The following is a 20,226-nucleotide window of genomic DNA, read 5'->3' as shown; positions in this document are numbered from 1 at the left end:
AAACGCTGCATAATAATCAAATTATTATGCAGCGTTTGTTATTTGTAAAATGTAAATAGGTGCAATTTATTTAGATTGAATTACTGTTTTTATTCTCTCTATTAAGTTCTAATAAATCCTTGGCTGCTGCGAAAGGAGTAATTTTATGTTGCTGTACAGCTTCGATTTTGTCGGATAAAACTTTTTTGATTTCTGGGTGGTTATAAAAAGAGCTTTTTAGTTGTTCTTCGATAGTTTGTAATAACCAAAATTTATTTTGCTGGATTCTGTTTTTTTCAAAATAACCCTTTTTATAAGAAACTTCTAGGTATCGTAAAATTAATTCCCACACTTCTTCTATACCTGTGTTTTTAAGTGCACTACACATTAATACTTCTGGAGACCAACTGCTTTCTGCTAGTGGATAAAGATGCAATGCTTTTCTGAATTGGTTTTTAGCTTCTCGTGCACGTTTAAGATTATCCCCATCCGCTTTATTGATAACAATAGCATCTGCCATTTCAATAATTCCTCTTTTAATACCTTGTAATTCATCACCTGCTCCTGCTAATTTTAGCAATAGAAAGAAATCGACCATTCCATGTACCGCAGTTTCACTTTGACCAACACCTACTGTTTCGATGATGATGATATCATATCCAGCGGCTTCACAGAGAATAATAGATTCACGTGTTTTTTGAGCTACACCACCCAAAGAATTTCCTGACGGTGAAGGTCTAATAAAAGCATTGGGAGATCTTACCAAGGATTCCATTCTGGTTTTATCACCTAAGATACTACCTCTAGAAATAGTACTGCTTGGGTCTACAGCCAATACAGCTACCTTTTTACCTTTTTCTATAAGTAGATTACCTAATGCTTCAATAAAAGTGCTTTTACCTACTCCAGGAACTCCAGTAATTCCTATTCTAACAGATTTATTTGCATAAGGAAGGCATTTTTCTATAAGCTGTTGCGCCTTTTGATAATGTTTTTTTTGTGTACTTTCTACTAATGTTATTCCTTTACTAAGCGCTGTAGTGTTTTTTGAGATGATCCCTTCGGATATGTTGGATATGGACACCTCTTTTTGTTGTAGTTTTTTGAACCGATCAATCGCATTCTGATTCGTGCCAGAAGGTATTTTAGATGGTTGATCGCGATGTTCCATATGTATCTTTAGTTACAAAATAGCTTTACGCAAATTTATAAATTCATTTCAGTAAATTTGTTATTATTTGAAGTAATACAAAGAGAAAATAATTTACTTTAATTTTATTGGGACTGCAATAGCAGTTTGATCCCAAGCCATATACATTATGGTAAAATTATTGGCTTCCTGAAAGTAGATAGAAAATTGTTCTACAACATTTAGTAATGGCTGAACGGGGACTTCTATGGTTAATACATCATGTTCTGGATTATGCGAGGGGTTGCCATCTGTGAAACTCACTCCCCAACTATATTTTTTACTATTAAAAATAACTTTCCAAGAATTTTGTCCAGGAATCGTCCATAAGCTATACGTACCAGCTTTTAATACAGTACCATCAACAAGAATATCCCTATCAGTAGTAAAGGTGGTAGCTTCATTTGCCCCAGTTCTCCATACTTTATCAAATGGAACTAAACCACCAAAGATTTCCCTTCCTTTTTTAAAAGGCCTGTTATAAAAAACGCTGAAGTTTGCATCTTTACTTGTATGTGTAATAGTTTGTTCAGGACTGTGTTTTTTAGTATTGGATTTTAGAATAGATCGTCCTATAAAACCAAGAACAACTATTACAATGATTATAAGTAGTGATCGTTTCAAGAGCTTTGACATATATTGGGAGTTTGGTAATTAAAGATAATTTGTTTTGATTATGAAAGTACATATAATTGTTTACTTTTGGGCACTTACTAAGCATTTATGGTCGAAAAATCCTATAAAAAGTTTACGCCAGATATTGTATTTACTGATGATACTTATGTGATTGTTGGGTCGGGAGTTGGTGGTTTAAGTACTGCTGTTTTTTTAGCGAAAGCTGGAAAGAAAGTTGTGGTTTTAGAGCAGCATTATACTCCTGGAGGATTTACACACACTTTCAAAAGACGTAAAGGCTTGGTTTGGGATGTAGGAGTTCATTATGTAGGGAATATGGAAGAAGATTCAGGGCTACGTAGAATCTTTAATTATCTGTCAGATAATAAATTAGAATGGGATCCTATGGGAGATCCGTATGATGTGGCCTATATTGGAGGTCGTAAATTTGAGTTCATTGGAGGTAAGGAAAATTTTAGAAAAAAATTTCATGAATATTTTCCAAATGATATTGTAGCAATTGATAAATATTTGGAATTGCTACAAAAGTCAACTAAAAAGAACCTTCTGTATTTTATGCAGAAGGCTTTTCCTAAGTTATTGAGTATTACTTTGGGACCAATATTTAGAAGAATACAAAAATCAATTTCTAGCCGAACGACGTATGAAGTGCTAAGTAGTATAACTGATAACAAGGAATTAATTGCTGTATTATGTGCCCAATGTGGAAACTATGGGTTGTCTCCTAAAGAAAGTAGTTTTGCATCTCACTGTATTGTGATCAATCATTTTATGGAAGGAGGTTACTATCCTAGAGGTGGTGCAAATCGTATTCCTGAAACTATTGTCGATAATCTCGAATCATTGGGAGTTCAAGTATTTATTAAAGCTAAAGTGGATAAAATTATTACTTCAGGAAAATCAGTTAAAGGTTTATTTATTAATGGTAAGGAGTACACTTGTAAGAAAGTCATTAGTAATGCTGGAGCACACAATACATTTCATCGATTGCTTGATCAATCTGCATTACAAAAAAAACACCTAGGCTTGAAAGAAATTAGTCCTTCTACCTGCCATCTATGCTTGTATATAGGACTTAATAAGAGTGATGCGGCATTAAATTTACCAAAATATAATATATGGTGGTACGCAGATAAGGATACAGATAGCGTTCTAAATGATAAAAATAATTTAGCAAAAGATGCACTGTCATTTGCATACATATCTTTTCCGTCAGCAAAAGATAGTCGTTGGGCTTCAGAGCATCCGGATCAAGCAACAATTCAGTTAATAGGAAGAGCTTGGTATCCCGATTTTAATAAATTCGAAGACAAACCTTGGTTAAATAGAGGAGAAGAATATGATGAAATTAAAGAAAAATTTAAAGCTAAAGGATTGTCTTTGTTAAAAGAATTATACCCTCAATTAGATGAACATATTATTCATGCAGAAGTCTCTACTCCTGTATCTACCAGAAAGTTTAGCAATTATAGTCAAGGGGAAATATATGGAGTTACTCATGGACCAGAACGATACAAAACTAGAACTTTACGCCCTAGAACTCATATTAAAGGGCTGTATCTTACCGGCCAGGATATTACATTGGTTGGAGTAGGAGGAGCCATGGGAAGTGGGATGTTAACAGCCGCTACTATCATAAAATGGAATATGAGCAAGCAATTCAAGGAAATTGCTGCAAAATATTAAGTGCTATATGAAGTTCATTACCCTTGTGAAATTCATAACATTTACGGCACAAGCGTTTCTCTGAGTTACCAATGCATCCAAGATTGATTTAGGCAGTTGTTTGTTTTCTAGGAATTTATCAATATGATTAATGATGTCTTTAGTACAGTCTACATTCTTTTTTATGAGGTTAATTATATTCTCCAGCTCTCTGGGGTTCTGATTATTGTAGTGATTGGATGATTCGTGCATCGTTTTTAAAGTTTTATTGATTAGTAAAATTTATATTTACAGAAGTAGTGTGTATTGATAGAAAAAACTTACTTTTTCTATCGTTAATTATTTATTAATATTTTGATATTCAGTATGTTCTGTTTTTTGTGGCGTTTTTTATGTTTAATTTTGCAACAAGTAAGAATTATATCTCGTCTTTAGAAGAGAATAGTAATTAGAACAGTTTTAAAGAAGTAATCACTAACCAAAATTCGGATAAGTTTGTTACAGAGCGAGCTAATAGAACAATGTAGAATTAACGATCGTAAAGCACAGATGAAGCTTTATAATAAATACTGCGATGGTATGTATTATGTGGCATTACGATTTCTTAAAGATCCTTTTGAAGCAGAAGAGGCGATGCAAGAATCTTTTATCAAAGCTTTTATGAAACTTCATCAGTTTACAGGTGATGTGACTTTTGGAGCATGGCTAAAACGTATAGTAATCAATAAGAGTATTGATATGCTCAAAGCAAAAAAAATGAATATGGTTGCTATTAATGAACAAGTAATGGGTACAGTAGAAGAGCAGAATGATTGGTCTGTATCTGACTCAACCACTGTAGAAGAAGTGAAAAGCGCAATAGAAAGGTTACCAGAGAAATATAAATACGCGGTGATGTTATTTTTAATAGAAGGATATGATCATAAAGAGATTAGTGAAATATTAGATATTACTCCGGTAGCGTCAAGAACTTTGGTGCATAGAGGAAAAAAACAGCTTCAGGATCAATTAAAACATTTAAGAGATGGGACAGGATATTAGAGAGTTATTAAAGCAGGATAACAGGATTCCTTTAGAGCGTTTAAATGAAGGACATCAGAACCGTTTTATGTCGAGGTTAGAAGAAGAGCTTCCTAAAAAAGCCAGAAAGTTTAATTATGGTTGGCTAAGGATTGCGGCCAGTGTTGTAGTCATACTTTCTGTTTCTATGTTCGCTTTTAATGAGTTTGGAAATAATAGTGCAAACGGAACTCAGATTGTTGATACAAATACACCAGAGGTAAAGAATGCCACTGTATTATTGACAAAACAGACTTCCTCATTGGCGGAGATGTTTCCAGAGTATGAAGAGGCAGAGAACTATTTATTAACTGGTATAAAGTTTCAATTATCTCAGATTAATGTAGATGATTCTAACAGAGAATTGGTAGAAAGTTTTATGAAACGATTAGAGAATCTAAATAAAGAATATCTAGATCTCAATAAAGAATTAATAGAAGTAGGTCCTAATGTACAAAGTGCTGAAGCAATGATAGAGAACTTAACACTAAGACTCTCTCTTTTAAAAAGACTAAAAGACAAACTAAAAGAATTAGAAAAAATTGAAAATGAAAATTACATTGATATACAAGCTTAATGTTTTAGCACTTAGTCTGATATGTTTTTCTGGCATGTTTGCTCAGAGTAGAGAGCATAAGTTAAGTGAGAAGTTTGTAGCAAATAAAGATATTACTATCAATCTAAATACAAGTCATACCGAAGTTGTATTTGAAACTTGGAATAAAAATTCAGTAGAGATAGAAGCATATATCGAAGGTGATAATATTACAGAGGAAAACAAAGAACGTCTGTTGCAAAATTGGAGAATAGAAGCATTGGGCAATAGTCGAGAAATTACAATAAACTCGATTACTGGTAATTTTTGGTCTGGAAGTATATCCGCTTCCAATACAAAGAATTCTGATTTACCTGAATTCAGAAGGTTAGAGCCAGTTATTTCAGATATGCTTAGGCCTATTCTAAGGAATATAGAAAACAATCCTATGCCAACTGCCCTTTCTGAAAACTTGGCTAGTATGAACTTCGATCCTAGTAAGTTTAAGGAGAATGAAGAAAAATATATCCAACAGTGGGGAGATCAGATTAAGGAAAAATTTGGCGATAATTACGAAAGTGTTGTAAAAAATTGGACAAAAGAATTAAGTAAGAGTACAGGGCAGCTCCAATCAAACGGATCAATTAGTTCTCAGGATTGGGCTGGAGAAGAATTTGCTAGAAGAATGCAAGCTTGGGCTTCTCAGTTTTCTGGAGATTTAGAGATAACCCAAACAAATGGATCTAATGTTATGGTATATAGATATAGTTCTAGAATGAATAATTCTGGTACCATTGATCGAATAGTAAAAGTTAAAATGCCTAAGGATGCATTACTAAAATTGAATATCAGACACGGTAATGTTCAATTAGCAGAAAAAACTACTAACATGATAGCCTCTTTATCTCATACCAGTCTGCAGGCTAATGTAATTGATGGAGATCGTACATTTATTAGGACTTCTTATTCTCCTGTGCTTATCAAACAATGGAATAACGGTAGATTAGCTGTTAATTATGTGAAAAATTGCAGAATTCAGAAGGCAAAAAACCTTAGAGTTAATGCAGACTCTAGTAATATTTTTATTCAAGAATTAGAAGAGAATGCGGCAATATCTGGTAGTTTTGGAGCAGTCACAGTTGCAAATCTCTCAGAATCATTCTCTACGTTAGATTTGGCAGTTGAGAATAGTGACTTTAAACTAAAATTACCTAAAACGGCCTTTAATATAGCATATAGCGGAGTACAGAGCAGAATCTCTATACCAAAAACTATAGAGGCAAATGCAAGAAGGAATTTTGGAAATGTATTTGTAAACGGATTCAATAAAACCAGAGATACTGATAAGGTAATTACAATAAATGCTAAGTATAGCGATATAATACTACAATAATTTTTATAATAGTGTGTTAATTGACGAAAGCTCTGCTAATCAGATTGGTAGAGCTTTCTTTATTGGTCAATTTTACCTGTAAAAATGACTTTTCTTGTAAATATAGGATTACATGCTAAAATTTGTTTAGTACCTGTTTGTGCATTTTGTCGAGAATAAAAAAATTTAAACTAAAAAGCTTCCAGACTCTTTTTGTCACCCTCTTTTTGCAGTAAATTTAAAGTGGGAAAATACAAATCATATAAACTAATTTAAGTAGCTTATGAAAAAATTATTACTAATTTTTTCTTTAATGTGTGCTACAGTTTTGTTTGGGAATAATGGGAATGACGAAAGCCTCATCGTCAGACGCAGTGGAAACATTATAACTGTAGTCGATTTTAAAGATGGGGACAAAGTAAAATTATTTGAGTTGAGAACAGGTAAAATTATTACCTACAAAACTAAAAGAGGAATCTTCGATCTAAGTCAACTCCCAGCAGGTAAATATCTTTTAATTGATAAAGATGGACGAAAAGTAATTGTCGAGAAATTAATCAATCCTGAGTTTTATCTTAAGTGATTAAAAATCAAAAGAGAATGCATTTATGCGAGTGATTTATTCGTGTAAATGTTAATTTTTTGTGCAAATCATAGTGATGATTAACTATTTTTTAAGAAAATTATAATAGTAGGAATACTATTAATTGGTTTGTTCACCTAAATTATGTGCTTTTAATCTATGATTTAAGAATCTTACAAAAAATAAACAGCTGATTATCAAATAATTAGTGTTTAAAAACTATCAAAAAAGACTTTTTTGTGTCATTGGTCGAAAATCAAAAACGTTTGATCTAAAAGTTAGTTGTTTTCTTCGGGAAACGATAATTTAACAATATTATTGTAAGGTAATCACGTAAGAACATTACAATTAAAAAATAATAACAATGAGAGCTTTAGTATTTATTTTCGGCTTATTTTTCTTCACAAATCTTAACGCAAGAATTGAAGATGATAATTTACAAGTTGAAAGAGAAGGACTTATTGTATTTGTTGTTGATTTTAAGGAAGGTGATAAAATAAAATTATTTGAAGTAGAAACAGGAGATCATATTTTATCTAAAACAAGAGGTCAGATAGATCTTAGTCAATTACCTTCAGGTAAATATTTATTGGAAAATAATGAAGGTAAGTCTGTTGTAATTGAGAAAAGAGATATTGATATTTTTATTGAGGAAGAATTAGGAACTGATTATGTAGTAGCTATTGATAGCGATCGAATGGCTGCTAATGATATGAGTGTTGAAGAAGAGTTAGAAAATTATTATTCTCATTCTGAGTTAAATCCTTTACATATTAATAGAGTTGGAGACCTAATTACTGTAATGGATTTTGAAGAAGGAGATAAAATTAAATTATTTGAAGTAGTAGATAGGGTTCACGTGTTATCTAAAACAACAGAAATAGTTGATCTTGCTCAATTAGAGGCAGGAAAATATATACTAGAAAATGATAAAGGCCAATCTGTGATAGTCGAAAAGTTCGAAATAGTTGAACAAAATGAGTATACAGTAGCTTATAACTAGAAGATTAAATTTATTTTATTTATAATAAGATAAGTAGAATTTGGGGGAAAGACCTATCAGAAATGATAGGTCTTTATAGTTTCTATAAACTAAAATAGTTTATTTATCTAGATTCTTAGTCATAGTAAAACCTGTAAATAATCCTGCACCGGCCATTAAGAAAATGGTGCCTGGAAAAGCAATACCTTCCTCAACTCCTAAAGAATAATGTAAAATACCGGCGATGAAAATTCCAATCCCAATACCCATTAATAATAATGAAAAATTAAGAATGAAAACCTTCCATACAGGAGTTACTCTTTTCTCCTTACTACTATAAAAAATAGAGGCATCCGCTCCTTTGTCGATAAGAGCCATTCGCTCTTTGTTTCTAGCGGTAACAAATAAATAAAAAACACCAAAGATGCATCCGAATACAGATAATGGTATTAGTACTTCGATAAAACTCATAACTTTTAGATTTAAAAATTTAACTGTTCGTTTTTAACTATGACGTTATGTATCTGACCTTGGTTACAAAAAAAGTCTAAAAAAATATTTTGTATCTTTTTAGGAATAAGGTGTAACCAGAAACAAAAAAGTATCGTCTTATGTGTAAATGAACCATCAATCAGATCAATATTATATCCAGCAAGTACTGGAAGGAGAGGCTAATGCTTTTTCTACCTTGGTAGAGCGTTATCAGAACCTTGTGTATACAGTGGTGTATAGAATGATCAGAAATAAAGAAGAGGCTGAAGAAGTAGCGCAAGACACCTTTATAAAGGCTTATAAGTCTTTGTCTAATTATAGAGGAGAAGCTAAATTTTCAACTTGGTTATACACTATAGCATATCGTAAAAGTCTGGACGCTATAAAGAAAAATAAACGTTTTGTTTCTACAGAGCTAATAGAAGAAATAAGCGAAGGCGAGGTAGGAATCGTGGATAATGCATTAAGCTATTTACAAGATAAGGAACGAAAACAAATAATATCTGATAGTATTCTTAAGCTTCCGGAAGAAGAAGCTGCGATTGTAACCCTGTATTATTTTGAAGAAAAAAGTGTAAAGGAAATTAAAGAAATAGTAGGGCTTACAGAAGATAATATAAAAATAAAACTATATCGAAGTAGAAAAAAACTATATTCGATACTTAAGTATCATGTTTCACCAGAAATTAATACTAACAATGGAAGAGCAATATAATGACATAAAGAAACTAGTAAAAGAAGCAGGAGTAGAACATCCTTCTGTAGACTTTTTGCAAAATATAATGGGTGAAATAAAGACTACTTCTGTTAATAAATCTCTAGTATATCAACCATTAATTTCTAAAAAAGCCTGGGTAGTTATCAGTTCGGTGGTTATTGGGATATTAGTTTCTTTGCCATTCTTATCTGAAGAAACATCAATCTTAGGTACATTAGATCTTTCTTTTTTCAGTATAAATGAATATAAAAATCCATTTGCTGATTTTAAGTTTCATAATACTACAATGTACGGAATAATATTCTTGGCAATTTTATTTATGGTACAGATAACCGTAATTAAAAGAAGAATAGACAAGATATACTCTGTCTAAATAATATCGATTATCAATCTAAATTCACAAAATATTTTTTAAACTTCAATACATTGTTTATTTTACATTGCTAGTTTTTGCAGTATAAAGTATGAAACAAAGAATATGTGTTATTGGCGCAGGACCAAGTGGTATAACTGCCCTTAAAAATCTTAAGGACAAAGATTTGGAGGTTGTCGTTTATGATCGCAATCACGAAGTAGGAGGTAATTGGATTTTTTCTGAAGACATTAGTCATTCCAGTGTTTTTGAAACAACGCATATTATAAGTTCTAAGACGTTGTCGCAATATGAGGATTTTACGTTTGATGATTTTGATACTACAGTAGCGGATTATCCATCTCACGAAGAGTTAAGAAATTATTTCCAGGCGTATGCCAAACATTTCGGATTATATCCATATATAGAATTTGGTACTACAGTAAAATATTGTAAACGGCTAAGTGGAGAAGAATGGCATGTTACAATTGTACAGAACGGTGAAGAAAGAATAGAGAAGTTTACAGATTTAGTAGTTTGTAATGGCCATCATTCGGTTCCTAGAATTCCAAAGTATCCAGGTCAGTTTTCAGGTGAATTTATGCATTCCCATACTTATAAAAAAGCAGCACCTTTTGTAGGCAAAAAAGTATTGGTCATAGGTGGAGGTAACTCGGCTTGTGATGTTGCTGTAGAAACGAGTAGAGTAAGTAAGAAGACAGCAATCAGTTGGAGAAGAGGATATAGAATTATTCCTAAATTCTTTTTTGGCTTGCCTTCAGATATTGTAGGAGCTAGATCTTCATGGCTTCCAGTACGAATACGAAGTTGGTTTAATGACAGGTTACTTACGATAATGTTAGGAAAAAATAAATTATATGGTTTACAAGAGGTAAAGACGAAGTTTGGAGAGACTCACCCTACAATCAATGATGAGCTTTTGTATAAAGTGCGACACGGAAAAGTACACCCAAAAGTAGATATTGAAAAACTAGATAATACTACTGTATATTTTAAAGATAAAACAAAAGAAGATTTTGATGTGATTATTGCTTGTACAGGTTATGTGCTCAAACATTCATTTTTTGATGAGTTTTTGATCGATTATAGCAATGGACCAGTTCCTTTATATCTTAAAATGTTCCATGAAGAATATCATAATCTATTTTTTGTAGGCATGTTTCAGCCTTTAGGTTGTATCTGGCCTGGATCAGAATTACAAAGCAAAGTGTTGGCAAATTATCTAACCGGTGAATGGAAAATGCCATCAAATATTAAGAAACTATGTGAACGAGAAGTAACACATCCTCATTATAAACAGATTAATACACCTAGACATACGATAACGGTGGATTATCATAAGTTTCGAAAAGCTTTATTAAAGCAATTACCTAAAAACTGGATTTCTAAAGAACCTAAAAAGATTTCAAAAAGCGCCTAATGACTGATAATTCATTTCCTCAATTTATAGAGAGTCTATCTAAAAGTTTTGTCCCTGTTGTTGATTCAAGTTTTTCTAAAGAAGAATATATTTCTATTGATTTGTCTATGGATAATCAAGGATTAGAAACTGTTGATGTTTCCTCTTCTAAAGCTTTTGAAAGATATATAAGCCATTATTTAACCGTAAATCAATCAAAGGTTGCTTATGGTGGTTATAATGAAACACGCGGCATCTATCGCAGAAGTATACATTTTAATCAACATAATCCAGAAACGGAACGTAATATTCATTTGGGATTGGATGTTTGGTGTGATGCAGGAACATCCGTGCTTGTTCCTTTAGCAGGAACAATTCATAGTTTTCAGAATAATAAGAATTTTGGTGACTACGGACCTACGATTATTTTGAAACACATAATACAGGATGTTGTCTTTTATACTTTATATGGGCATTTAAGTGTTGAATCCATCATTAATTTGGAAGTAGGTCAGTATTTTGAAGTCAGTGATGTCTTAGCTACTCTTGGAGATGCATCGGTAAATGGTGATTATGCTCCGCATCTACACTTTCAGGTTATAAAAGATTTGCAAGATAATATAGGTGACTATCCAGGTGTGTCTAACAAAAGAGATCTCAATTTTTATCTGCAGAATTGTCCAGATCCCAATTTGCTGTTGAAAATTTAACCTGATTACTAGATTAGTTTAATAATGGATTGAATTATTCCTACTCATGAAAGCACTTTTGTCATTCTTTTGTATTGCGAGTATACTTCCAGTTTTAAGAAAAAGCTGATCCTTTGACGGGGAATGTGTGTTTTTTAACCTTCTAAATGTGTTTTTAATCGTTATTATTTCTGTTTTTTATTTTTAAATAACTGGTTATCAATTATTTAGTGTTTATTTTAACATTTTCTTTGTAGTTTAACGAATAACTCGACCGTTTTGTCTAAAAGTCTGATTACTAGTTGGTGGCGTAAGTATTTAGCATTATACTTGTATGGTAATACCGTAATACTTTAACTTCTAAGCCCCCAAAATTATGAAAGTTACAGCCCTAATATTCAGTCTGTTTTTATCTATTTCAATTTTTGCTAGTGATGATAGCAAACTTACAGTTCATCAAGATGGTTTAACCATTGAAGTGTTAGATTTTGAAGAAGGAGATAAGTTGAAATTATTTGACTTTGAGACTGGAGATCATATTTTATCTAAATCGTATGCACAAATAGACCTTAGTCAATTACCAGTTGGTTCTTACTTATTGGAGAATAACGCAGGAAAGTCTATAGTAATTGATCGTCAAGAAGAAAAACTTATGATTGATGGTGCGGTGATTTTAGAAGAAGAAGAATTTACTATTGAAGAAGATAGTCAAATAGTTGAGGTAGAGGAGAATCAAGAAATGAATGTAGACCAAGAGTTTCTTAGTAATTATGTGAATCCAAATAAAAACCAATTATCTATTGAAAGAGATGGTGATGTTATTGTAGTAGTAGATTTTGAAGATGGAGATAAGTTAAAATTATTTGAAGTAAAAGATACTATCCACGTTTTATCAAAAACAACGAACGTAGTAGATTTAAGTCAATTACCAGTGGGATTATATGTTCTTGAGAACAGCAAAGGAGATTCTGTGATTATTGAGAAGTTTACTGAGACTCAAGGGAATCTTACAGATATATAATATACTTGGGGTATGTAGGATAAGTTAAAAAATATAAAAGCAAAGCGGGTTCATTTTGAACCCGCTTTGTCTTTTTTAGGTAATTGATAGAGATGTCATTTTGTTGCTAAAAAATGGTTGCTATTTATTCGTTAAGAATTTCTTTTAAAATGTATTCATTAGTGTTTCCGTGCACAAACACACCTGTTAATTGTTCCTGGTTATTGATCTTGGTCGATAATTCATCACATAAATTTTCACAAATAATTTCTATAGAAGAGTTGATTATGGAGTAATCATTGTCTGGGTTTACAAAAACCCAATTGTTAAATGTTCCATTAGTATGATTTTGAGTTAATCTAACTTTAAATTCAGTATCTGGTGAAACCAGTGTTTTTGAAATGATTTCAATTAAGTCAATTCTGATATTTGAGGCATCTTGTGGAGGATTCGGTAATATTGTTTTGCTCACTCTTAGATCATATGTGGACCCTAGTTCATAATCAAAGTTGTTAATTCCATTGAAGGTTGGAGTAAAATTATTTTGCCCAATCTGATTACCTTCTTCCACTAATAAAGCAACTCCTAGTCCGCCAAAAAAGAAACCGTTGGTCGTAGTTTTGTAATGATTTACTCTAAGATTGGTGATTTCTGTAGTCTCATCATCATCGCTGCAAGAACTAAAGACTAAAGAAACAATTAGTAAGAACAATATTTTTTTCATAGCAATTTATTATAAGATGAGGAAAAGCTATAAGGGTTGCTTCTGGCTTTTTATTTTAATGATGTTGTTGATAATGTTTCTTAGTTTAAAATTCGTAAATCACAAAAAAATAATACATAGAACTATGATGTATTGTTATTTTATGTATATTTGATCTATGTATTCAAAAGAACTACTTAAAGGTACCCTATCAGTTATTATTTTGAACCTATTGTCCGAAAGAGGGCGAATGTATGGTTATGAGATTTTTCAACAAGTAAAAGAGCTCTCTGATGGTAAAATTTTATTAAAAGATGGCTCCTTGTATCCAGCTTTACAAAAAATGAAAAAAGATGGTTTATTGACTTGCGAAGAGGAGTATATAGGTAAAAGGGTTAGAAAATATTATCTATTAACGTTAAAAGGAGAGGACGAAAAAGTGACTTATATAGCAGAACTCAAAGATTTTATGGCAACTCTTAATAAGGTTATTTTCCCAAAGCTAGATGCTATATGAAATTAAGTACTGAACAGGAAGAGAAGATTAAAGACTTTGTTGATGGACAAGGTTTAAAATTACAGGCTTTACAGGATGATGTATTAGATCACCTATGTTGTGTGGTAGAAAGTGAATTAAAAACAGGTAAAACATTTGATCAATCTTTACAAGATGCTATATCAGAATTAGCACCTAATGGTTTGATTGATTTAGAACGAAAAACATTTTTTTTATTAAACTCAAAACGAATTATTATGATGAAAAGATTGATGTATTTTATTGGATTTATTGGAGCAGTGACATTGGCTGCAGGAATCACTTTTAAGATATTATGGTATCCAGGTGCGAATAAACTTTTTATAACTGGTTTTCTATTGTTATTATTGGTTTTTGTTCCAATGTTAGCTTTTGACAGGTATAAAGTAGCTATCGCAAAAACACTTTCAGAACGACTGAAAATTATTTTAGGCTGTGTCTCAGGTGTTATAGTGGGACTATCTGGATTGTTTAAGTTGATGCATTGGATGGGAGCTGAAGTATTGTTATTAGCAGGGGCATTTATTTTTGCTATTGGGTATTTACCATTTTTATTTTTTACAATGTATAAGCGATCACTTAGCTAAAAGAAACAGTATAAATAAAACAAAAAGACCCCTGAAGTATTACACTTCAGGGGTCTTCTATTATTATCTAAGTTCTTGTTTGATCTATTCATTCACAAGTACCCATTCTCCTTTTTCAATTAAAGGGATGGCTTGTTTGTATTTAACAGTTTTGTTTTCTCCGCTCATTACATGTTTGATAGTAACTTTATCATTACGACCAATTTTAGGTTGTTCACGTACAATTGTTTCGGTTACTTGTTGGCGTTGTTGTGTTTGTCCTGCAGCTCTGCTTTGCGCAGCTCGCTCATCCATATTAGGAATTTCTTCTTTAGAAGTCTCTAGGTTTTCTTTTCTTCGTACTTGACGTGCTTCAGAGATATCCTGAGTATTACCGGTTGGTAATTCTCCTTTGAATAAGAAAGAAATAACATCCTTATTTACTTCTTCAATCATCACTTTGAATAATTCAAAAGCTTCAAATTTGTATATTAATAAAGGATCTTTTTGCTCGTGAACTGCAAGTTGTACACTTTGTTTTAACTCATCCATTTTTCGTAGATGTGTTTTCCATGCATCATCAATAATAGCTAAAGTGATATTCTTTTCGAAATCTGTAATTAACTGCTTTCCTTCACTTTCATACGCTTTCTCTAAGTTGGTGGCAACATTTAAGCTTTTTACTCCATCTGTAAAAGGAACTAAAATACGTTCATATTTACTAGATGGATCTTCATATACCTGCTTAATTACTGGATATGCAGCTTCTGCATTACGCTTCATCTTATCCTGATAATGTTCGTACGCAGCTTTGTAAACTTCTCCTGCAATTGTTAATGTATCCTTTTTCTCAAATTCTTCACTAGAAATAGGGCTACTCATAGAGAAATAACGAATTAACTCAAACTCAAAATTCTTAAAATCTTGTGCGTTTTTGTTCCCTTCGGTAATTACTTCTGCTGTATCATAGATCATGTTAGCAAGATCCACGCGAAGACGTTCTCCATATAATGCGTGATAACGACGTTTGTATACTACTTCACGTTGTGCATTCATTACATCATCATACTCTAGTAATCGCTTACGAACACCAAAGTTATTTTCTTCTACTTTTTTCTGTGCTCTTTCGATAGATTTAGAGATCATAGAATGCTGAATCACTTCACCTTCTTTCAGTCCCATTCTGTCCATCATCTTAGCAATACGTTCTGATCCAAATAAACGCATTAGGTTGTCTTCTAAAGAGACATAAAAATTAGAACTTCCCGGATCTCCTTGACGACCAGCACGACCACGTAACTGTCTGTCTACTCGTCGAGAATCGTGGCGTTCTGTACCTACAATAGCTAAACCTCCAGCAGCTTTTACTTCATCTGTTAATTTGATATCCGTTCCACGACCAGCCATGTTAGTTGCAATAGTAACTACTCCAGGATTACCCGCTTCTGCTACAATATCAGCTTCTTTTTTATGAAGCTTTGCATTTAGTACATTATGCGGAACTTTACGGATTGTAAGCATTCTACCTAATAATTCTGAAATTTCTACAGAAGTAGTACCGATTAATACAGGTCTACCTGCACGAGATAATTCAGTTACCTCTTCAATAACAGCGTTATACTTTTCACGCTTGGTTTTATATACTAAATCTTCTTTATCTTTTCTTGCAATCGGTCTGTTTGTAGGAATTTCTACTACGTCTAATTTGTAGATTTCCCAAAGCTCTCCTGCTTCTGTTACCGCTGTACCTGTCATACCAGATAACTTACCATACATTCTGAAGTAATTCTGAAGTGTAACGGTAGCAAATGTCTGCGTAGCGTCCTCAATCTTTACATTTTCTTTTGCTTCAATTGCTTGGTGCAGTCCATCGCTATAACGACGACCATCCATGATACGCCCAGTTTGCTCATCAACGATTTTTACCTTGTTGTCCATTACTACATATTCCACATCTTTTTCGAATAATGAATATGCTTTTAATAATTGGCGTAGGGTGTGGATACGTTCACTCTTTACACTATACTCTCTAAAAAGATCTTCTTTCTTTTCAGCTTCTTGTTCTTTAGGAAGTCCAAGATCTTCAATCTTAGCGATTTCCATTCCTATTTGAGGTAGTACAAAGAAGTCAGGATCATCTTTTCCAGAAAGGTAATCTACACCTTTGTCGGTAAGATCGATCTGATTGTTTTTTTCTTCTATTACATAATAAAGATCAGCATCAATCTTATGCATCTCGCGGTTGTTATCCTGCATATAGAAATTCTCAGTCTTCTGGAGTAACATTTTCACTCCTTCTTCACTTAAGAATTTAATTAATGCTTTGTTTTTAGGAATTCCTCGAAACACTTGTAGTAACTTAAAGCCGCCATCCTTGGTGTTTCCTTCTTTGATCAGTTTTTTTGCTTCAGCAAGAACTGTAGTCAGGTATTTTTGCTGAACTCCAACGATATCAGAAATTTTCGGTTTTAATTCATCAAATTCATGAATATCTCCTTTAGGTATGGGACCCGAAATAATTAATGGTGTACGTGCATCATCAATTAATACGGAATCAACTTCATCGATGATTGCATAATTATGTGGACGTTGTACTAAGTCTTCTGGTGCGTGAGACATGTTATCTCTTAGGTAGTCAAAACCAAATTCATTATTAGTTCCGTATGTTATATCTGCATTATAAGCTGCTCTACGTTCTGCTGAATTAGGTTTGTGATTGTCAACACAGTCTACAGTTAATCCGTGGAACTGGAAAATAGGTGCCATCCACTCGCTATCTCGACGCGCTAAGTAATCATTTACTGTTACAAGGTGAACACCATTACCAGACAGCGCATTAAGATATACAGGAAGCGTTGCTACTAAGGTTTTACCTTCTCCAGTTTGCATCTCTGCAACTTTTCCTTCGTGTAATGCGATACCACCAATTAGCTGCACATCATAGTGTACCATATCCCATTTCACTTCTTTACCAGCAGCATCCCAGCTTGTAGACCAGATTGCCTGATCTCCATCAAGAGTAATGTGTTCCCGATCAGCAGAAAGCTCCCGATCATAGGCCGTAGCTTCTACGGTTATCGTATCGTTTTCAGCAAATCTTTTGGCAGTTTCTTTTACAACAGCAAAAGCTTGTGGTAAGATTTCATTTAAAGTTTTTTCAGTGACTTCATATGCATCTTTCTTGAGCTTATCGATCTCTCCATAGATATCTTCTTTTCTGTCGATATCCTCTGTTGCATCTGCTTCTTTAGTAAGCGAATCTATCTTGTCATTAATTTCAGCACGAGCTTCATTGATAAGATTTTTAAACTCTACTGTTTTAGCACGAAGCTCATTGTCAGAAAGTACAGCAATGGCTTGTTCTTGCTTTTTGATCAATTCAACTCTTGGCTGAATTTCTTTTATATCTTTTTTGGACTTATCTCCAACGAATACTTTTAATACAGAATCTAAAACTCCCATGGTTTATGGTGTGTGTGTTTTTAATGAGATTTTAATTTTGAAATGAAACTAACTTATTAAACCTGTGAAAGATCATTTTAAGTTAAACTCCAATTCTTTGGGTCTATTGTAATCTCAACGCCTCAACGGCAATATTATACAATACTTTACAGGCTATATAATAGCTTAAAAAGTGGCGTAATTTACGCAAAAAAAAAGCCTCTCGCGAGACTTTTAATACTATTTAAATATTTTTTTAATATTCATCCTCATTCCAAAGATAGTCTTCGTCAGTAGGATAATCGGGCCATATTTCGTCTATAGAGTCATACGAATCTCCTTCATCTTCAATTGATTGCAAATTTTCAACAACCTCTAGTGGCGCTCCTGTACGAATTGCAAAGTCTATTAACTCATCTTTGGTAGCTGGCCAAGGTGCATCACTTAAATAAGATGCTAATTCTAAAGTCCAATACATATGCTTACTGGTTTATTTTTTTGCAAAAATAATTTTTTAGTTTAAAAAGTCAAGTAAAAAATTAATTATTTAAACAATAATTATAAGAACGTGATTTTTCGGGGTACCCCCTATTAATAATTTTTAGGCTCTCTAAAGAGATCATGAATCCTTTTTTGGAATCCATTGTATCTCATCTGCCTGCAAATCCTTGGACAACTTTCGTGCCAGTACAAATAGGTAGTCAGATAGTCGGTTTAAATACTGTAAAGTGGTCTCTTCGAAAGGTTCTAATTCGTATAAAGCAGTCGCTAAACGCTCAGCTCTTCTGCATACACAGCGGGCAATGTGACAGAATGACACAGTTTGATGCCCTCCAGGTAATACAAAATGTGTCATTGGAGGTAAAGACTCATTCATTCGATCCATTTCAGTTTCCAAAAGCTCAATGTCATCCGCAGAAATAGTAGGAATATTTAAGCGTTTCTGGCCACTTTTTAGAATTGCTTTTTCTGGATCTGTTGCTAAAACGGCTCCCACAGTAAATAATTTGTCCTGAATGTTTACTAATACCTTTTTGCTTAATTCATCTATTTGTTGATCTCTAATCAGACCAATATGCGAGTTTAGCTCATCTACAGTACCATAACTGTCAATACGAATATGGTGTTTAGGGACTCTGGTGCCACCAAATAAAGCGGTAGTGCCTTTATCTCCAGTTTTTGTGTATATCTTCATTTTACTGAGTTATTAATTGTTATTTGGTTATCTAATAACTTACAACTTAAATTTTGCTATATGTTTGAGGATTAAAATAAGGGTGTTTTGACTCAAGCTTCTCTGAGAAGAAGGAAATTATTGATTTATATATTTTAATAATAGAAAATCAATAATGTTCATTTTTTCTTCTTTTTAAAATAATTCTTCCTAAAATCTCTCTTGTCCCGATCGTACAATTTTTTTTTGTTACGTCCAGAATTCCATTTCACAATAAGAAATAATAGTGCTATTCCGATAACAACTAATACTAACTGGGTCTCTTCAGAAAGTGCATCAAACATGATTTCTTCTTTTGTGGTAAAAGTAATAAAATAGTATGGGAGTTTGCTAGTTTTTGCATCTATGAGTTAATGAGTTGATGAGTGAATGGATGATTCGTTATATACTTCGATACTCCATTACTCAAATACTTAAATACTCACCACTATTTATTACATTTGTACCGCTATGGAATTTTCATCAAAATTATTAGAAAACGCAGTGTACGAGATGTCGCAGTTACCTGGTATTGGTAAACGAACGGCATTGCGATTGGTATTGCACCTTTTGAGGCAACCAGAAACACAAACACAACATTTGGTGAAGGCTTTAGGGACTTTACGAGAAGATGTAAAGTTTTGTAAAAAATGCCATAGTATTAGTGAGTTAGAAATTTGTAATATCTGTAGCAACCCAAATCGCATCCAGAGCGTTATTTGTGTAGTCGAAGATATTAGAGATGTAATGGCAATTGAAGGCACAAGTCAATATAGAGGTTTATACCATGTTTTAGGCGGAAAAATAAGTCCGATGGATGGTATAGGACCGCAAGATCTTAAAATTGGGACATTGGTAGAAAAAGCAAAATCCGAAGAGGTAAAAGAATTGATTTTTGCATTGAGCGCCACTATGGAAGGAGATACTACTAATTTTTATATCTATAAACAGCTAGAAGGTGTTGAGATAAAAACATCCACTATTGCCAGAGGAATTGGTGTAAATGATGAATTAGAGTATGCAGATGAAGTAACTTTAGGAAGAAGTATTATCAATAGGATTCCTTTCGAAAATGCTTTAAAGAGCTCCTAAAATGT

The 20,226-nt window shown here is 32.8% G+C and carries 22 protein-coding genes; 14 read left to right on the top strand and 8 right to left on the bottom strand.

The genetic code is table 11. The features are described 5' to 3' along the window. Positions 1–70: 70 nt before the first annotated feature. Positions 71–1,150, bottom strand: coding sequence for a methylmalonyl Co-A mutase-associated GTPase MeaB (meaB, locus tag Q0975_RS14370; RefSeq protein ID WP_299437811.1), 1,080 nt, complete (start codon positions 1,148–1,150; stop codon positions 71–73). Between the two features lie 93 nt (positions 1,151–1,243). Further along, positions 1,244–1,804 carry a DUF2911 domain-containing protein gene (locus tag Q0975_RS14365; RefSeq protein WP_299437809.1) on the bottom strand — a complete coding sequence of 187 codons (561 nt, stop codon included), beginning with the start codon at positions 1,802–1,804 and terminating at the stop codon, positions 1,244–1,246. Between the two features lie 87 nt (positions 1,805–1,891). Between Q0975_RS14365 and Q0975_RS14360 the strand changes: the two genes are divergently transcribed. Beyond that, on the top strand, positions 1,892–3,490 hold the full coding sequence (locus Q0975_RS14360; protein ID WP_299437807.1) for an NAD(P)/FAD-dependent oxidoreductase: 1,599 nt from the start codon (positions 1,892–1,894) through the stop codon (positions 3,488–3,490). 3 nt (positions 3,491–3,493) lie between these two features. On the opposite strand, the gene Q0975_RS14355 is transcribed toward Q0975_RS14360, so the two are convergent. Further along, entirely contained in the window at positions 3,494–3,721 is a 228-nt protein-coding gene (locus tag Q0975_RS14355) for a hypothetical protein (RefSeq protein ID WP_299437806.1), read from the bottom strand. 243 nt (positions 3,722–3,964) lie between these two features. Here Q0975_RS14355 and Q0975_RS14350 point away from each other — a divergent pair, with 243 nt between their 5' ends. The 5 genes from Q0975_RS14350 to Q0975_RS14330 all read left to right on the top strand — a co-directional run bounded on the left by Q0975_RS14350 (position 3,965) and on the right by Q0975_RS14330 (position 8,021). Continuing rightward, on the top strand, positions 3,965–4,510 hold the full coding sequence (locus tag Q0975_RS14350; RefSeq protein WP_299437804.1) for a sigma-70 family RNA polymerase sigma factor: 546 nt from the start codon (positions 3,965–3,967) through the stop codon (positions 4,508–4,510). Next, complete coding sequence (locus Q0975_RS14345; RefSeq protein WP_299437802.1) at positions 4,494–5,105, top strand: hypothetical protein; 612 nt, start codon at positions 4,494–4,496, stop codon at positions 5,103–5,105. The genes Q0975_RS14350 and Q0975_RS14345 overlap by 17 nt, the downstream gene beginning before the upstream one ends. Further along, a complete protein-coding gene (locus tag Q0975_RS14340; protein ID WP_299437800.1) occupies positions 5,077–6,456 on the top strand; it encodes a hypothetical protein in 1,380 nt (459 codons plus the stop codon). Before Q0975_RS14345 ends, Q0975_RS14340 begins: the two co-directional genes overlap by 29 nt. A 292-nt stretch (positions 6,457–6,748) precedes the next feature. Beyond that, complete coding sequence (locus tag Q0975_RS14335; RefSeq protein ID WP_299437798.1) at positions 6,749–7,018, top strand: hypothetical protein; 270 nt, start codon at positions 6,749–6,751, stop codon at positions 7,016–7,018. Positions 7,019–7,382: 364 nt separating this feature from the next. Beyond that, complete coding sequence (locus tag Q0975_RS14330; RefSeq protein ID WP_299437796.1) at positions 7,383–8,021, top strand: hypothetical protein; 639 nt, start codon at positions 7,383–7,385, stop codon at positions 8,019–8,021. A gap of 99 nt (positions 8,022–8,120) precedes the next feature. Here the strand turns inward: Q0975_RS14330 and Q0975_RS14325 are convergent, their stop codons facing one another. Next, on the bottom strand, positions 8,121–8,471 hold the full coding sequence (locus tag Q0975_RS14325; protein ID WP_299437795.1) for a DUF6249 domain-containing protein: 351 nt from the start codon (positions 8,469–8,471) through the stop codon (positions 8,121–8,123). Positions 8,472–8,619: 148 nt separating this feature from the next. On the opposite strand from Q0975_RS14325, the gene Q0975_RS14320 reads away from it, so the two are divergent. The 5 genes from Q0975_RS14320 to Q0975_RS14300 all read left to right on the top strand — a co-directional run bounded on the left by Q0975_RS14320 (position 8,620) and on the right by Q0975_RS14300 (position 12,692). Beyond that, positions 8,620–9,207: an RNA polymerase sigma factor gene (locus Q0975_RS14320; RefSeq protein ID WP_299437793.1), complete on the top strand. Its 588-nt coding sequence runs from the start codon at positions 8,620–8,622 to the stop codon at positions 9,205–9,207. Continuing rightward, complete coding sequence (locus Q0975_RS14315) at positions 9,191–9,583, top strand: hypothetical protein (RefSeq protein ID WP_299437791.1); 393 nt, start codon at positions 9,191–9,193, stop codon at positions 9,581–9,583. The genes Q0975_RS14320 and Q0975_RS14315 overlap by 17 nt, the downstream gene beginning before the upstream one ends. 91 nt (positions 9,584–9,674) lie before the next feature. Next, positions 9,675–11,003 carry an NAD(P)-binding domain-containing protein gene (locus Q0975_RS14310; RefSeq protein WP_299437789.1) on the top strand — a complete coding sequence of 443 codons (1,329 nt, stop codon included), beginning with the start codon at positions 9,675–9,677 and terminating at the stop codon, positions 11,001–11,003. Beyond that, the gene (locus tag Q0975_RS14305) at positions 11,003–11,692 is read left to right on the top strand and encodes a peptidoglycan DD-metalloendopeptidase family protein (protein WP_299437787.1); all 690 of its coding nucleotides are present in this window, start codon (positions 11,003–11,005) and stop codon (positions 11,690–11,692) included. The genes Q0975_RS14310 and Q0975_RS14305 overlap by 1 nt, the downstream gene beginning before the upstream one ends. A gap of 355 nt (positions 11,693–12,047) precedes the next feature. Next, positions 12,048–12,692: a hypothetical protein gene (locus Q0975_RS14300; protein WP_299437786.1), complete on the top strand. Its 645-nt coding sequence runs from the start codon at positions 12,048–12,050 to the stop codon at positions 12,690–12,692. Positions 12,693–12,816: 124 nt separating this feature from the next. Here the strand turns inward: Q0975_RS14300 and Q0975_RS14295 are convergent, their stop codons facing one another. Beyond that, positions 12,817–13,395: a DUF4377 domain-containing protein gene (locus Q0975_RS14295; protein WP_299437784.1), complete on the bottom strand. Its 579-nt coding sequence runs from the start codon at positions 13,393–13,395 to the stop codon at positions 12,817–12,819. Between the two features lie 157 nt (positions 13,396–13,552). On the opposite strand from Q0975_RS14295, the gene Q0975_RS14290 reads away from it, so the two are divergent. Next, positions 13,553–13,891, top strand: a complete 339-nt coding sequence (locus Q0975_RS14290) for a PadR family transcriptional regulator (protein ID WP_299437782.1) — start codon at positions 13,553–13,555, stop codon at positions 13,889–13,891. Beyond that, the gene (locus tag Q0975_RS14285) at positions 13,888–14,496 is read left to right on the top strand and encodes a hypothetical protein (RefSeq protein WP_299437780.1); all 609 of its coding nucleotides are present in this window, start codon (positions 13,888–13,890) and stop codon (positions 14,494–14,496) included. Before Q0975_RS14290 ends, Q0975_RS14285 begins: the two co-directional genes overlap by 4 nt. A gap of 84 nt (positions 14,497–14,580) precedes the next feature. On the opposite strand, the gene secA is transcribed toward Q0975_RS14285, so the two are convergent. The 3 genes from secA to Q0975_RS14270 all read right to left on the bottom strand — a co-directional run bounded on the left by secA (position 14,581) and on the right by Q0975_RS14270 (position 19,111). Next, a complete protein-coding gene (gene secA / locus Q0975_RS14280) occupies positions 14,581–17,937 on the bottom strand; it encodes a preprotein translocase subunit SecA (RefSeq protein ID WP_299437778.1) in 3,357 nt (1,118 codons plus the stop codon). 235 nt (positions 17,938–18,172) lie between these two features. After that, complete coding sequence (locus tag Q0975_RS14275) at positions 18,173–18,394, bottom strand: DUF2795 domain-containing protein (RefSeq protein WP_299261345.1); 222 nt, start codon at positions 18,392–18,394, stop codon at positions 18,173–18,175. Positions 18,395–18,535: 141 nt separating this feature from the next. Then, positions 18,536–19,111 (bottom strand): cob(I)yrinic acid a,c-diamide adenosyltransferase, encoded by a 576-nt coding sequence (locus Q0975_RS14270; RefSeq protein ID WP_299437776.1) that lies wholly within the window; start codon positions 19,109–19,111, stop codon positions 18,536–18,538. Between the two features lie 489 nt (positions 19,112–19,600). On the opposite strand from Q0975_RS14270, the gene recR reads away from it, so the two are divergent. Further along, positions 19,601–20,221, top strand: coding sequence for a recombination mediator RecR (recR, locus tag Q0975_RS14265; protein WP_299437774.1), 621 nt, complete (start codon positions 19,601–19,603; stop codon positions 20,219–20,221). The last annotated feature ends 5 nt before the right edge of the window (positions 20,222–20,226 follow it).

Source organism: uncultured Aquimarina sp. (assembly GCF_947500065.1).
Taxonomy (GTDB): domain Bacteria; phylum Bacteroidota; class Bacteroidia; order Flavobacteriales; family Flavobacteriaceae; genus Aquimarina.
This window is presented reverse-complemented; position numbering and strand designations above follow the sequence as displayed.